Genomic DNA, 14,723 nt, shown 5'->3' on the forward strand with positions numbered 1-14,723 from the left:
TCTAGAAATGGAATTCCGTTTTTGCAGCGGATATTTTATGAAACGTAAACGAGCATTTTACAGTATGTAAGGCTAAAGTGAATATTAGATGCGAAGGGGGCAAGGACTTAGATGACAAATACGGAAGATCTTCAATACCTAAATTCAGAGTTAAGGATAATCGAACAGTGGGAGAAGGAGCAGAAGGATCTGTTCCTCTGGGAAAAGCTAGGCCGTTTGCCTTTTGTCATTCTGGACCGGCTAACGCCAAAGTTCATCCAGGACAAAATTGGAATCGTTCTCGATGAGCTTGGAAGCTATGTGCAGAGCGGCGGCCGTTATTTAATCAGCAAGGAGCAAATGTACCGGAGAATGCTGCCGCACGAAGAACCGGATGCCGATACGGCATTGGAGAGGATTGCGCAGCTTCCGCTAGGCAAAATGGATGAAATCGCCGAAAGCATAAGCAAATCAAGCAGCAACACGGCAACCGTTCAAGGCGCAACGACCGGTATCGGCGGAATCTTTACTCTAGCCATCGATATTCCCCTCCTGCTTGGGATCTCCATTAAAGCGCTGCAGGAAATTGCAATCAGCTACGGCTATGACCCGTCAGAGAAATCCGAGCGTATTTTTATCGTAAAATGCTTGCAGTTTTCCTCCTCCGACATCGTAGGGAAAAAGGCCATTCTCGAGGATCTTGCCTCATTCCGTTCAGGCGAGCAGAGCAAGCAGGTATTATCTCAGCTGCAAGGCTGGCGGGAGGTCATGTTGTCGTACAGGGATAATTTCGGATGGAAAAAGCTCTTTCAAATGATACCGATCGCGGGTATTTTGTTTGGCGCTTATCTGAACCGCTCTACCTTGCAGGATGTGACCGAGACCGGCAGGATCATGTACCGGAAGCGCAGAATTATCGAGAAGCTGGAAGCTATATCCTGAATAGAGGAGCATCAACAAGGCAATTGTAAATGAAGCAGAAGACTCGAGTATGGACAAAAGGAGCAAATCTAAGTGGAAAATATGGAATGGTATGAGAAGCTGCATGACTATTTTCCGGAGCACGAGATGAAGGACCCTCATCAGCTCGTTGACTTGCTTGAAGAGACGGACGTCTATCACATTAAAGAAACCGACAGCTACATCGTTTTGTATGCCGAATTCACAACCTTTATTTTTATCGATTATCTGTTGGTTACGCCGCATTCGAGAAGCAGAGGGATTGGGTCCAGAGTACTTAACTCGTTAAAAACGAAGGGGAAAATGATCTTGCTTGAAGCCGAGCCGAATGATCCCGATAATGAGGATACCCGCCGGCGTCTGGCTTTTTATAAAAAGAACGGCTTCAAGAAAGCCAATCGGATCATGTATGCTCCCGAGGATTTCGATGGCCATCCCTATCCCATGCATGTTTTATACTGGTCGCCAGTCGAACTGGAGGAAGAGATCATCATGGGCCGCATGGAAAAGGCGTGCAAAGAAATTCACAACTTTAAATCAAAGCAATACTATGGACGTATTTTGGTCGATCCCGATAAGGCTTTAAAATTATTGCACTAAAGGGTGGCGGACTACTTGCAGCGGCAGCCAGGCAATGGCTGCTTTTTTTGATATCATCTTTTTAGATATTCATTATCTTGATTTCGTATTAGGCACGTTGGCAGAGATATAGTACTATGAAGCAGCGGACAACAAAAAGAAAAAAAGCAACACCTACCTACTAATAGATAATGTAATAAATGCGAAAATTGAAGGAGGTGAGACGATGTTGTACGAGCTGCGAATTTACGATATGCATCCTGGCAAGCTGCAGGCGATTAAAGACAGATTCAGAGATCATGTCATCGAATTATTCGCAAAGCATGATATGAAGATCACGCTTTTCTGGGAAGACCAAGATGAGACAAATGAACGCTTATATTATGTTGTCGAGCATGCCGATATGGAGCAACGCAACCTCAACTACGATCGTTTCCGCAACGATCCGGAGTGGATAGAAGTGAAAAGGGTCTCGGAGCTTGACGGACCATTGGTGAAGAAACAAGAAAGCATCTTTATGAAGGACGTACCGTTTTTCCAAAACAACAAATAAACCATTTAAGGAGCAAATCATCATGAAAACATTGGTAGTCGTAGCACACCCGAATATGGAAGCATCCCGCGTAAACAAAGCTTGGCTTGAGGAATTGAAGAAACAAGGCGAATATACCATTCACGAAATTTATAAAGCTTATCCGGACGAAAACATCGATGTCGCGAAAGAGCAAGCGTTGGTGGAAGCCCATGACCGCATTATTTTCCAATTTCCGATCTTCTGGTACAGCGCGCCTGCGCTTTTGAAAAAATGGTTCGATACCGTGCTGCAATACGGCTGGGCTTTTGGTCCGGAAGGCGACAAAACAACCGGCAAACAATTTGGCGTAGCCGTCTCCACTTACGGAACGGAGGAATCGTACCAGCCAACAGGCTTTAACCGGTTCACCATAGAAGAAATCTTGCGTCCGTTTGAAGCAACGGCCCATTTCATTAGCGCAACCTATCTGCCGCACTTTACGTTAAACGACGTATCCAATCTTACGGATGAGCGTCTGGCGCAAAGCAGTGCCGACTACGTTCAGCATTTGAAATCGGTAAAGCCATTGGCAAATGTCTAATAAATAAGCATCTAAATAAACTATCTATTGATAGGTAAACAAAAGGAGATCAAATATCATGACTTTTCAAAATAAAGTAGCCATTATTACAGGCGGAAGCAGCGGTATCGGTAAAGCTGTTGCCATTGAACTTGTTAAGAAAGGGGCGAAAGTCGTTATTAACGGCCGACGCGAGCAAACCCTTGCGGAGGCTGCAAAAGAAATCGATCCAACCGGATTGAATATCGCATATGTCGCAGGCGACATTTCCATAAGGCAGGTAGCGGAACGTCTGATTAGCGAAGCAATCGCACGCTTTGGCCGAGTGGATACCCTGGTCAACAATGCCGGCATTTTTCTCGCGAAGCCGTTTACGGAATATACCGAAGAGGATTTTGACGCGGTATTGTCCACAAACGTAGCAGGCTTCTTCCATATTACGCAGCGGGTTTTGACTGAAATGCTGAAAGCAGGAGCCGGACACATCGTGAATATCACGGCCAGCGGCGTCTCCGAACAGCCGATTAAAGACGTACCGTCGGCACTTGCCGCATTGACCAAAGGAGGCTTGACGACGGTATCCAAGTCCCTCGCGATCGAATATGCGGACAAAGGCATTCGCGTCAATGCGGTTGCGCCAGGAGTTATCAAAACGCCTATGCATGCTCCCGAAACCCATGATTTCTTGTCTAAGCTTCACCCGATGAAACGAATGGGGGAGGTTCATGAGGTTGTAGAAGCTATTTTGTACCTCGAAGCCGCGCAATTCGTGACGGGCGAAGTCCTGCATGTGGATGGCGGTCAAAGCGCCGGCAAGTGGTAAGCGGATGGTTCTCACCGTTTAATTGGGAACAATATATCTCGGGAGGAGATGATGTTCATGCTTTACGAGCTGCGAATCTACGATGTGGTTCCCGGTCGATTGCATGCCCTGCTGGATCGGTTCGAGCATCATACAATCGGATTTTTTAATAAGCATGGGATGCGGGTACCGGATTTTTGGGTAGATGCGGACGCATCAAAGAACCGTCTGTATTACATTTTGGAGCATCCGAATATGGCATCGCGCGAGAGGAACTTTCAAGCCTTTATGGCGGATCTCGAATGGCAGGCCATTGTAGAGAAAACCGAAACAAACGGTCCTCTGCACGAGAAAATAGAAGTGATCTATATGAATAACGCGCCTTTTTCCCATTCCGATAAAGGATGAATGAAAAAAATGTGCTATCTGCTATCTCATTCTAGGATAGCAGATAGCATTTTTCTGTATTATTCGCGAAAGCCAGTTCGTTGTATACTTGAAGCAAGAAAAGGCTGGACGAGAAAAAAGGAGTGAATCCCGTTGAAAATAACTCTGCAAACGGCTTTGTGCGAACTATTCGGTATCCGGTATCCGCTCTTACTGGCCGGTATGGCAGGCGGGCCTTCCACGCCGGAATTAACGGCAGCCGTCTCCGAGGCGGGCGGTCTTGGCACCTTAGGTGCAGCTTATATGGCGCCGTCGGATATCCGAATAGCTATCACTCGAATCAGAGAACTAACTTCCGCACCGTTTGGAGTGAATCTGTTCGTGAATCAGCCTGCGGATAATAATACGCGTATTCACGAGGTTCAGGACAAGCTTAACGATTTCCGGAAGCAGCTGGGAATTCCCGATTCGGAAGGGACCGAGATTCATTCGCCTAATTGGTTCGGGGAACAGGTCGAGGTGCTGATCGAAGAGAAGGTTCCCGTCATTAGCACGGCATTTGGCGTGTTGCCCGAACTGCATATGCTAAAGGCGAAAGCGTCCGGGATTAAGGTAGTGGCCATGGTAACCACGGTAAGAGAAGCGCTTCTAGCCGAGGAGAAGGGCTGTGACGCCATTGTTGCGCAAGGAAGCGAAGCCGGTGGCCACCGCGGAACCTTTAGCCCAGACGTTTCTCCAATGGGAGCGAATATCGGCACGATGGCTCTTGTTCCGCAGATTGCGGATCGCGTATCTATTCCCGTTATTGCTGCAGGCGGGATTATGGATGGCCGCGGGTTTGCTGCCGCTCTGATGCTTGGCGCGCAAGGCGTGCAGCTGGGAACCCGCTTCCTGACGTCCATTGAAGCCGGAACGAGCGCGGCATACCGAGAGGCACTACTTGCAAGTAACGAAGAGAGCACGGTCATTACCCATGCATTTTCCGGAAGGCCGGCCCGCGGCATTAAGAATAGCTTTATCCGGCAATGGGAAGCAAGTGGTTCAGCGCCACTGCCTTTCCCGACGCAAAATACCGCAACGCGCGATATCCGCAACGCGGCAAACAAGCAGCAAAATGCGGAATACCTGTCTTTGTGGGCAGGGCAGGGTACACGAATGCTGACTGCAGGTCAATCAGCCCGGCAAATTGTAGAAGAGATTATTAGTCAAGCTGCCGCATTAACGAAATGAAAAAAGCCCATTCATCTGAAATGGGCTCTCATTTCTGCGAGGAACGTGGATAACGCTGGCGTCATTAAAGCATCCTTGCGCCGTATGAACACCGTTGTGACAAGAGCATGCTTGCTTGGAATCGCATGCGTGCGAATTTGTCCTTGCTGCTCCTGTTCGATGACAATGGAGCGCGGCAATAATGAAATGCCGAGACCTGCGCCGACGCAGCCGATAATCGTCTCGAGCGAACCGAATTCCATCAGCTTGATGGGTACAATGCCTTCGTCTTGAAGCAATTGATTAAATTTTGCCCGGTAAGAGCATCCGGTTTGAAAAACAAGCAGCGTCCGCGATTGAACCTCGTGAATGCTGTTAATAGGCGGGTGGGAGGCTGCGGTGACAAGGACCAGCTCTTCGTCAGTCACATCTTCCTGCTCCAATTCGGGATGATCAACCGGCCCGGCCACGAAGGCGCCGTTCAGCTCGTAATGAAGAACGCCATGTATGTTACGCTCCGTCGGACCCGTAACCAGATTGAAATCGACTGCCGGATAATCGGCATGATATTTGGCAAGAAGAACGGGCAGCCTTACGGCAGCGGTCGTTTCCATCGACCCGATAGACAATGGGCCCGTCGGAACCTTGGAGTCTACAACAGCCGATCGGGCTTCCTGAATGACATACAGAATTTTCTCCGCATACGAGACGAGAATTTGGCCCGAAGGGGTCAAGGTAATACCCCGGTTGTGGCGGTAGAAGAGCTGAGTTTGCAAATCGGCTTCCAGCTGCTGAATTTTGTGAGTGACGTTTGATTGGGCAAAATTCAATTTTTGAGCCGCTTTAGAGATGCTTCCTTCTTTAGCGGTAGCGGAAAAGACTTTGAGTAATTGAATGTCCATAGCGGCCTCCATCGTATGATTATGTCTTTGATATCTGGAATTTAGATATTGAATTTATATATAACCCAATATTCATGATAACAAAATTATGCCATCATGAACAGGCTGTCCTAAGAAAGAAGGAACATTTATGAGAAGGCGCACTTGGATCGTACTTGCCGGGGGTGTAGCCGCCATGATGGTTGCAATGGGGATCGGGAGGTTTGCTTTTACCCCGATTCTGCCCATCATGATGGATCATCATCTGTTTTCCGCAACAGGCGCCGGCTATCTGGCTTCGAGCAATTATTTGGGGTATTTAATCGGTGCATTTATCTTAACGATCATACAGGTTAAGAACCGCTCCCTGTTATTGTTTGCGGGGATAATCATAAGTATAGGGACGACATGGGGCATGGGGGAATTCCACAGCCTGGAGGCGTGGCTGCTTCTTCGGTTTCTATCCGGATTGGCAAGCGCAACGGTCTTTGTTATCGTCACAAGCATCGTAATGGAGCGTTTGTCCGCCTTGCAGGCAGGAATCTTCTATGGTGGGGTAGGAGCCGGAATCCTTCTGACCGGGATTGCCGTTCCGCTGCTGGCCCACAGCAGCGAGTGGATGAGGATCTGGAAGGGATTAGGCTTGATTAGCCTTGTCCTGGGCATGGCAGCTTGGTATTCCTTAGGCGGGAGTAAAGCAGGAGCTGCGAAGGCCAGCTCTTCAAGCAACCAAGTTTCGTCCTCCGTGCGCCGGATTGTGGTCTGTTTAACGATTGCCTATGGCTTGGAAGGCATGGGTTATATCGTGACGGGAACTTATCTCGTAGCGTACGCCAAGACGGTATCGAGCATACCGAACATGACCTCGCTCAGCTGGATGCTTGTTGGCGCTGCAGCCATTCCTTCATGCGTTGTTTGGTCGATGGTTGCAACGCGGTGGGGGAAAAAGTGGACGTTGTCCCTTGCGATGGCCATACAAGCCATTGGCATTGCCGTTCCTGTTCTCATTCCGAATACGGCGGCCATCTTTGCCGGCGCTATCTTGTTTGGAGCCACTTTCATGGGGATTACCATGATGTTTGTTGCATATGCCAAGGATCTGTTTCCGCAGAATAATCGAAAAGTCATTGGCCTGCTGACTACGTTTTTCGGCTTGGGGCAGATCATCGGTCCGCTTATTGCGGGTCATTTGATCTCTGGCAACGGAAGCTATCTTGCGGCTTTAATCGGAGCTGCGCTTATCGTCCTCGTTGGTGCGAAAAGCTTGCCGCTCGGGATCGGCCGTGCCGAACGGATTGCGTCAATCAATTAGACCCCGGATTTACTTAGAACGGAATTCCCGAAGCCTGGAGCTTAACTCCAGGCCTTATTTATGCAATCCGGATAATATAACACTAGGAGAGCTGTTCCATACGCAAATCGTCATGATCAGGGAACTGGATCCGGCTGCTTCGATTTCCGATGGACAGAAGGATTTACATTAGAAAAACCGTATTAATAAATTGGATATGCTCAGCCACGCATCCTGCTTGGCCAGACTTGACATGAGGCATGGAATGCCAAGAATTATGGTTGGGGCGATAAAAGAAAACATTTATAGGCAAGTATTCCCATGAACGCATTGATAATACGGAGGATAGAAAGGAACAAACGAATGATAAAAACGACTAAACGGGCGCTCAGGCGCTTTTTATTGGAAAAGCAGCTTCTTCTTACACCGCGAAGCAATGTTGCAGCCGATCATGTTCGGGTACTCGATATCATCCGCCGTTTGGAATGCTTGCAGATCGATCCGGTAGCTGCCGTCCGGGCGAATCAGCATTTGGTGATGTCAGCCCGGCTGACGGGCTATGAACCAAGTATTTTAAATGACTTATTAAGCGATCATAAGGTATTCGAATATTTTGCTAATGCGGCTTGCATTATTCCGATGGAGGATTACCCCCTATTCGAACCTACCCGGGCAAGAATCCGCGAGCGTTTGTCTTCCGCGATTAAAGCCTTGCAGCCTGTTCCGGAGCAGGTTATGGACAAGCTTCGCCAGGAGGGAGCTTTGCCGGCCAGGGCGTTCGAATCGGATATCCGGGTACACGGTTATTGGGAAAACACTAACGCTGCTGCCAAAACAAAAGCAACCTCGCATGCGATCAACCTGTTAACCGATTCGGCCCATATCCGGATTGTCGGCAGGGAAGGCAACCAGAGATTGTTTGATTTGACGAGCCACAGCGTGCCGGCCGAGTTCCTAAATGCTGCCGGAGAAATAGAGAGAGAAGAAGCCGAGCGTCTCATGCTGCTAAAGTATTTTCGCGCATACCGCGTCTTTGAACCTTCCGACTCCCGATTTGGCTGGTTGAGATACAGTGCTGCTCAGCGCCGTGACGCGATCAAGCAATTTATCCAATCCGGTATCCTTACAGCGGTAGAGGTGGAGGGTCTGAAGCATCCGTATTTTGTGTTGTCTTCCGATGCGGAACAGGTGTTGGCACACCATGATAGGACTTCCGATGAACAAGATCAGGCGCTGGAAGCGGAAGTATCGGAGATTACGTTCTTGCCGCCGCTTGATAATTTGCTGTGGAGCCGGAAACGGCTTGAGGATTTATTTCATTTCGAATACCGCTGGGAGATTTACACGCCCGCGGTTAAACGGAAGTATGGTTATTACGCGATGCCTATTCTTGCTGGGGACCGATTAATCGGCAGAATGGATCCCAGGCTCGACCGGAAAGAAAATGTGCTGAAGGTGGAGCTGCTGCATTTTGAACCGGACGTTAAAGGATCTGCCCAGCTGCGCAAAAACGTGAAGCAAGCGGTCAAGGAGTTTGCAAAGGCTAACGGCGTAGTTAAGGTCATTTATAATTAATAGAATTAATTAAATATACGCAGAAGCATTTGGACACAATTTGTTGACATCTTCGAGACATCTTGTCCGCAGCTTCTAGACAATCCCGTAACATAGGGAAGTTACTCTTAAGGGTACAAACGAATTCAGATTGGAGCCTCATAATGGACAAAACGAGAATACTCATCATCGAGGACGAGGAGGCCATTGCGGATCTGCTTGCCTACGGTCTAGGGCGTGAAGGCTTTGAGACGCGTATTGCCGGCACTGGCGCGGACGGGCTTCGGGAGCTTGACATGTTCGTGCCCGACTTGCTTGTGCTGGATTGGATGCTGCCGGACAAAAGCGGTCTTGATATCTGCAAGCAGGTTACCGCTCAATATAACATTCCGATTCTCATGCTTACGGCCAGATCGGACATTACGGATAAAATCCTCGGACTAGAGGTAGGGGCTGACGATTATATTACGAAGCCGTTTGATCTCCGGGAAGTAGTTGTCCGGATCCGAACCATACTCCGCAGACTTGCGCAGGCGCAAATGCCGGTCAAGGAGGCAGCGCCGCCCGTGATTAGCTTCCGGGACATCGTCATTTCGAGAGCGGAGAGGCTTGTAACGAAAAACGGGGAGGCCGTTGACTTAACGCCAAAAGAGTTTGATCTGCTTCTTGCTCTGCTTGGCTTCCGGGGCAAAATCTTTACGCGCGCCGAGCTGCTCGAGTCTGTATGGGGCTATGACTTTCCCGGGGACATGCGGACCGTAGACACGCATATTCAGCGGCTGCGCAAGAAGCTGGATGCGGCTGATCTGATAACAACCGTGTTTGGTATCGGTTATAAATTCGAGAAAAGGGCGGATTGACCGTATGCTCCATACTTTGCGGTCTAAGTTCGTCATCGGATTTTTCCTAATATTTTGCCTATCGTTCCTCTTGCTGAACGTCACTTTAAAGGAATATATCCGAAACAGCAACAAGAGTATAGTCACATCGGATCTCATAGATCTCAAGAACAACGGCAATATTTACGTCACTCAAGCATTCCTCATTAATCATTACACCAACAACGACCTTTATTTCGGTCAGATGGCCGAGGAGATGGTTGGCGATCTTCATCGCGCCACTTCCAGCGATGTGAGCGCCTATACGGTGGATGGAACGCTGCTGTATTCCACGGACGCCGTTAAATTCGCGGGTCGTTCCACTGATGACCTGAAGCTTGCGCTGCAAGGCAAGACGGCGTATACCATCTCGTATAAAGGAAGCGCCGGCTCCGTGCTTTATTCCTATCCTGTCGTTATTGACGGGGTAAAGGTGGGGATCCTGCGGTTTGCCAAAGACTTCTCTTCGCTGTATGAGCAGACCGGACGAATTCTTAACATCATTTTTTATCTCGCTCTTGTTATCTTCCTGGCTGCGTTCGGTTTTTCTTACTTATTGTCCCGGCATATCACGATTCCGCTCATCAAGCTGACTAACGCATCCACAGAGGTCATACGGGGGAATCGGAATGTCCGCCTCAGCTTTAGGCGCAAGGACGAAATAGGGCGGCTCGCGGACAACTTCAACGATATGATTGAACGGATTGACAGCCAGATTGCAACGATTGGCCGGGATCGCGACAGGCTGCAGTCGCTTATCGAGCAGGAGAAGCGCTTCTTCGACAACGTCACGCATGAGCTGAAGACGCCGCTTACGTCGATTCTTGGCTACGCGGAGATCATCCGGGAGAATGGAGAGAGCGACCCTGCATTTTTCCAAAAAGGCATGACCCATATCGTAGAAGAAAGCCGGAGGCTGCACGGCATGGTGCTGAACCTGCTTGAAGTGTCCCGGCGAAACGCCGTCAGGGAAGAAGCGGAACCTGTCGATACTGGCGTGTTGCTCCGTGATCTATGCGATGCCATGACGATTCGCGCCAAACGTTATAAGAAGAGCATCGTTTTGAAGGTGGATGACGGGCTTGTTGTATTTGGAGAAGCGGACAGGCTGCGGCAATTGTTTATCAATTTGCTTGATAACGCGATCAAATACAGCGCACCGCTGGCGGAGATTATGGTTGCCGGAGAGCATGGGCCGAAGGGGGAGACTCTTCGCTTTGCGATAAGCAATCCGGGCGAAACGTTGTCGGCCGATCAGATAACCAGCGTATTTAACCCCTTCTATTCCGGCGACCGGACATTTAAGGAAGAAGGAAGCGTGGGCTTAGGACTCAGCATTGTAAAATCCATCGTGGAGGATCATCGCGGAACCATTCGTATGGAGAGCGATGAAGGACGGACTACCGTATACGTTGAGCTTCCGGCCGCCGGCAGTATTGGAGGCGGGGAATAATGCGCAGCAAGATTAAGCGGTACACGCATTTTCGTCTTTACCTGGTTTTGGCAGCGCTGCTCCTGACAGCTTCCGGCTGCACGGGAAATCCCCGCTCCGAGACGATCGTGATCCCGGAGTCGGAGGCCGGACAGCCAACGCTAGGAGCAAGCTTCGGAAAGGCGTTTCAGGTGAAGACGATTTATCCTCTGGAGGAGTGGTTTGACAAGTTTACGGTACTTGGTTGGACGAACGGGGAAGAGCTCGTTGGTTATAATTCGGGCAGCGTTCCTTCCGGTACTCCGTACGACGGCCTGCGGCTGCTCGCGCCTCCCTATGATCGGCTTAACCAGATTACAACAAGCTTAAATGCAGGAAAGGATATACTTAGCCTATCGCCGGACGGTAAGCTGCTCGCACGTCTGTCGGATTCCGAGAACGGCTATTCTTTGATACTGTTACCCGTGGACGGAAGTGCCGGCAAGTCCATTGAGGAGCCTGTGCAGCCGCAGCGATTGTTTTCCCGTAACCTGCGGTGGTCTAGCGATAGCCGATATCTGTCGTATCTAGTGCTGGGAGACCGCCGCGATCAGCTAAGCCTTGTTGTCTATAACGTGCGGCAGGGATCGTCTAAGCAGCTGGTGCTGCAGGGCATGCCGGATATGAAAAACAACGCTTCTGCCGTATTGTCCGAAGACGGCAATCGTCTTTTAATCGATAACGGCACGCTGGTATCGATGGCTGCATTAAACGATGAAGGACGCTTTGAAGTCATATACGACCACCCGTCTACGATGAACGGTTGTTTTTGGGTAGATGCGAACCGGTTTATATTCCTGGGTGCCGACGGCACCTTGTTCCAATACGACAGTCGTAACGGAGAGCTTACCGTATTGTTGGAGAAGATCGTCAGCTTTAGTCTGTCGGCGGATCGAAAAATGATCGCTTACACGCAAAACGACGGGGAAATTATCTATGTAGGCAAGCTTCAAGGCAACAACCTGTTGTCCCAAACGGCCGTCTATCAAGGTTTTGTGCCTTCCCTTATGAAATGGAGTATCGGCAATGGCGAGCTCCTGGTTACAGGCAGCAAGCCGTTTACCAGAGCCGCGCAAGAGATTGCGCCGGCACCTGTGTCCGAACAGGAGAGCTCGCATACTCTGCATGGTTTTATTATCGAGTTCCAGGACAAGTAAAACCGAATATTTATTTGCCCGCCAATGCGGCAGGTTGGACGAAAGCTCGTCTGGCCTGCCGTATTTTTTTTGGAAGTCGGAGACATCTTGTACGCAATTTGATGAAGCCTTGGAGATATCTCTTATTTATACTTGGGTCAAGCATCCGGCAAGATGTGGCTAATGAAATACCAGAGTAACAATACAAGAAAAGGAATGATTGGGATGAAAAATAGGGGACTAATCATACTTACCGTCTCGTTAATCGTGTTAGTTTTGGCGGCTTGCAGTAATAACAGAAGCATGGTAGACAATGAAGCAAGTCAAGAGCCAGGCAAGACAACTGTTCCATCAGGAACAACAACAAATACAAACCCGGATGGAAATGCAACCGGCGGTGATCAGAAAACAATCGTATTCTCGGTTTTCTGGCCAAGCGAGCAATACGAACAAGCGGTTAAATCCTACGAAGCGGCTCATCCGAATATCAAGATCAAGCTGCAATACGGGTTAAGCGAGCCTTATAGCGACGAAGGGGGAGGTGAGCAAACGGATGCCGACATTGAGAAGTTTACGACAACCACAAACGCGGCGATGCTAGCCGGAAAGGGACCGGACCTGGTTGATCTCCGGTATTTGGCGGCAGACGATTACGAGAGGCATCATTTGCTCGAGGATTTATCCGCAAGAATGGACGAAGACCATACGTTTCGCAAGACGGACTACTTCACGAATGTATTGGGCAGCGAACAAGGTGGAAAGAGCCTATACAGCCTTCCGTTATCCTTCAGCTTAAGCGGCATGGTTGGTGATCGCAGCGCGATTGCCGCCACCGGGGTAAAGATCGACGATCGTTCGTGGACATGGGATGATTTCATGACAGCGGGCAAAGAACTAGTTGACGCAAACGGAAAATATAAGGCGGCTATTGTCAGCGGAGAAGGTCTTCAAGTTGGCGGTACCGATTATTTCGTACGGAGCATTGTCGCGGATAACTATAGCAGGTTTGTAGATGAGGCTAACCGCAAGGCAAACTTTGATTCGCCGGATTTCACCGGCTTGCTGAAGCAAATAAAAAGCATGTTTGACGATGGAATCATTAGTACGTCGGAACGGGGATATTTTACGAATGTCAGCATTTTGTCGCCGGAAGATTATTTAACGACATTAAATTTATTTGGCAAGGATACGGAATTTTACATCAAACCTCATGCGGATCAAGAGGTTGCGGGCACTTCCTACGAAACGAGGTCCGATATCGGCATAAATGCCCACTCCAAAGTGAAGGACGCCGCCTGGGATTTCCTGAAATACATGATGGATCATACGACGATTGGCCTTCCCATCAACAAGGAGCGTTTCGCTGACGCCGTAAAGGCTCTCAAGAAGCGGGGAACGATAACGCCGCCAACCATTGGTTCGCAGCACAGCGAGTCCTTCAAAGTGGATGAAGCGCAGCTTAACCGGCTTGAAGGCTTTGCGGATGCCGCTTCCCGCAAGAAGAATGCATCCGGCAAAGTGCTGGATATCGTATCCGCCAATACGGCAGCCTACTTCGCCGGCCAGAAATCCGCGGAGGACGTAGCCAAGCTGATACAGAATAAAGCGATGACGGTACTCAATGAGTAGAAGAGGACTGCGAGGATGGAAAGGGGACGGCATGGCAGCGCTGCTGTTCCTTGCTCCCAGCTTAATCGGATTTTCCTTGTTTTATCTCATTCCGTTTCTGCTAGGCATCTATGAGTCCTTTACTGACGGGGCGCTTGGCGGGCAATTCGTGGGCCTTAGCAACTATTCGGAACTTCTCCATAGCGCCTCGTTCCGTAAAGCAGCCGGCAATACGATGCTTTTTACATCGGTAAGTGTTCCGCTATTAATCACGCTGTCCTTGACGCTTGCGATCCTCCTTAATAAGCGGATCTTCCTGCGAAGTACGTTACGGACATCGTTTATGCTTCCGCTAGTCGTGCCTGTGGCATCCGTCGTTACGGTCTGGCAAATCTTTTTCGATTGGAACGGGACCTTGAATGCATGGCTGCACGCTTTTGGAATGGACCGGATCGATTGGATGCAGTCGAATTGGTCCATGAGTATCGTTATCTTGATGTATGTATGGAAGAACATCGGCTACGACATGATCCTTCTGCTGGCAGGACTGCAATCGATTCCGAAGGATTATTACGAGACCGCATCGCTTGAGGGCGCCGGCCGTTTCCATCAATTTCGCCATATTACGCTTGTTTATTTGACGCCAACCTTATTTTTTGTGCTGCTTATCTCAATCATTAACTCATTCAAGGTATTTCGGGAAACGTATCTGCTGGCCGGAGATTATCCGTATGACCGGTTGTATATGCTGCAGCATTACATGAATAACATGTTTTTCGAGCTGGATGTCCAGAAGCTGACGGCTGCCGCGACTATGATGGTCGCCTGTATCGTGCTCCTGACCTCGGGACTGCTCCGCACTGAACGCCGGTTCAGGGAACAAACGGAGTAGGG

Annotated in this window: 15 protein-coding genes; 14 read left to right on the top strand and 1 reads right to left on the bottom strand. The window is 49.4% G+C overall.

Annotation, left to right across the window (positions count from 1 at the left end; all coding sequences use genetic code 11):
• Positions 1 to 111 precede the first annotated feature (111 nt).
• The 7 genes from WFJ73_RS12800 to WFJ73_RS12830 all read left to right on the top strand — a co-directional run bounded on the left by WFJ73_RS12800 (position 112) and on the right by WFJ73_RS12830 (position 5,031).
• Positions 112 to 921: an EcsC family protein gene (locus tag WFJ73_RS12800; RefSeq protein WP_336773426.1), complete on the top strand. Its 810-nt coding sequence runs from the start codon at positions 112 to 114 to the stop codon at positions 919 to 921.
• 81 nt (positions 922 to 1,002) lie between these two features.
• Positions 1,003 to 1,539: a GNAT family N-acetyltransferase gene (locus WFJ73_RS12805; RefSeq protein ID WP_336773585.1), complete on the top strand. Its 537-nt coding sequence runs from the start codon at positions 1,003 to 1,005 to the stop codon at positions 1,537 to 1,539.
• A gap of 205 nt (positions 1,540 to 1,744) precedes the next feature.
• Positions 1,745 to 2,071 (top strand): NIPSNAP family protein, encoded by a 327-nt coding sequence (locus WFJ73_RS12810; protein ID WP_336773427.1) that lies wholly within the window; start codon positions 1,745 to 1,747, stop codon positions 2,069 to 2,071.
• Positions 2,072 to 2,093: 22 nt separating this feature from the next.
• Positions 2,094 to 2,633 (top strand): NAD(P)H-dependent oxidoreductase, encoded by a 540-nt coding sequence (locus tag WFJ73_RS12815; RefSeq protein WP_336773428.1) that lies wholly within the window; start codon positions 2,094 to 2,096, stop codon positions 2,631 to 2,633.
• Positions 2,634 to 2,691: 58 nt separating this feature from the next.
• Positions 2,692 to 3,435: an SDR family NAD(P)-dependent oxidoreductase gene (locus WFJ73_RS12820; RefSeq protein WP_336773429.1), complete on the top strand. Its 744-nt coding sequence runs from the start codon at positions 2,692 to 2,694 to the stop codon at positions 3,433 to 3,435.
• A gap of 57 nt (positions 3,436 to 3,492) precedes the next feature.
• Positions 3,493 to 3,822, top strand: a complete 330-nt coding sequence (locus WFJ73_RS12825) for an NIPSNAP family protein (RefSeq protein WP_336773430.1) — start codon at positions 3,493 to 3,495, stop codon at positions 3,820 to 3,822.
• Between the two features lie 132 nt (positions 3,823 to 3,954).
• Complete coding sequence (locus WFJ73_RS12830; protein WP_336773431.1) at positions 3,955 to 5,031, top strand: NAD(P)H-dependent flavin oxidoreductase; 1,077 nt, start codon at positions 3,955 to 3,957, stop codon at positions 5,029 to 5,031.
• A gap of 11 nt (positions 5,032 to 5,042) precedes the next feature.
• Here the strand turns inward: WFJ73_RS12830 and WFJ73_RS12835 are convergent, their stop codons facing one another.
• The gene (locus WFJ73_RS12835) at positions 5,043 to 5,912 is read right to left on the bottom strand and encodes a LysR family transcriptional regulator (protein ID WP_336773432.1); all 870 of its coding nucleotides are present in this window, start codon (positions 5,910 to 5,912) and stop codon (positions 5,043 to 5,045) included.
• Between the two features lie 130 nt (positions 5,913 to 6,042).
• On the opposite strand from WFJ73_RS12835, the gene WFJ73_RS12840 reads away from it, so the two are divergent.
• The 7 genes from WFJ73_RS12840 to WFJ73_RS12870 all read left to right on the top strand — a co-directional run bounded on the left by WFJ73_RS12840 (position 6,043) and on the right by WFJ73_RS12870 (position 14,721).
• Positions 6,043 to 7,203, top strand: a complete 1,161-nt coding sequence (locus WFJ73_RS12840; RefSeq protein ID WP_336773433.1) for a YbfB/YjiJ family MFS transporter — start codon at positions 6,043 to 6,045, stop codon at positions 7,201 to 7,203.
• A gap of 381 nt (positions 7,204 to 7,584) precedes the next feature.
• A complete protein-coding gene (locus WFJ73_RS12845; RefSeq protein WP_336773434.1) occupies positions 7,585 to 8,757 on the top strand; it encodes a winged helix-turn-helix domain-containing protein in 1,173 nt (390 codons plus the stop codon).
• 143 nt (positions 8,758 to 8,900) lie between these two features.
• The gene (locus tag WFJ73_RS12850; RefSeq protein WP_336773435.1) at positions 8,901 to 9,596 is read left to right on the top strand and encodes a response regulator transcription factor; all 696 of its coding nucleotides are present in this window, start codon (positions 8,901 to 8,903) and stop codon (positions 9,594 to 9,596) included.
• A gap of 4 nt (positions 9,597 to 9,600) precedes the next feature.
• Complete coding sequence (locus WFJ73_RS12855) at positions 9,601 to 11,067, top strand: sensor histidine kinase (protein ID WP_336773436.1); 1,467 nt, start codon at positions 9,601 to 9,603, stop codon at positions 11,065 to 11,067.
• The gene (locus WFJ73_RS12860) at positions 11,067 to 12,242 is read left to right on the top strand and encodes a hypothetical protein (RefSeq protein WP_336773437.1); all 1,176 of its coding nucleotides are present in this window, start codon (positions 11,067 to 11,069) and stop codon (positions 12,240 to 12,242) included. The genes WFJ73_RS12855 and WFJ73_RS12860 overlap by 1 nt, the downstream gene beginning before the upstream one ends.
• 162 nt (positions 12,243 to 12,404) lie before the next feature.
• Complete coding sequence (locus WFJ73_RS12865; RefSeq protein ID WP_336773438.1) at positions 12,405 to 13,850, top strand: ABC transporter substrate-binding protein; 1,446 nt, start codon at positions 12,405 to 12,407, stop codon at positions 13,848 to 13,850.
• Entirely contained in the window at positions 13,843 to 14,721 is an 879-nt protein-coding gene (locus tag WFJ73_RS12870) for a carbohydrate ABC transporter permease (RefSeq protein WP_336773439.1), read from the top strand. The genes WFJ73_RS12865 and WFJ73_RS12870 overlap by 8 nt, the downstream gene beginning before the upstream one ends.
• Positions 14,722 to 14,723: the final 2 nt, after the last annotated feature.

The organism is Paenibacillus sp. MMO-58 (assembly GCF_037146255.1).
Taxonomy (GTDB): Bacteria; Bacillota; Bacilli; order Paenibacillales; family Paenibacillaceae; genus Pristimantibacillus.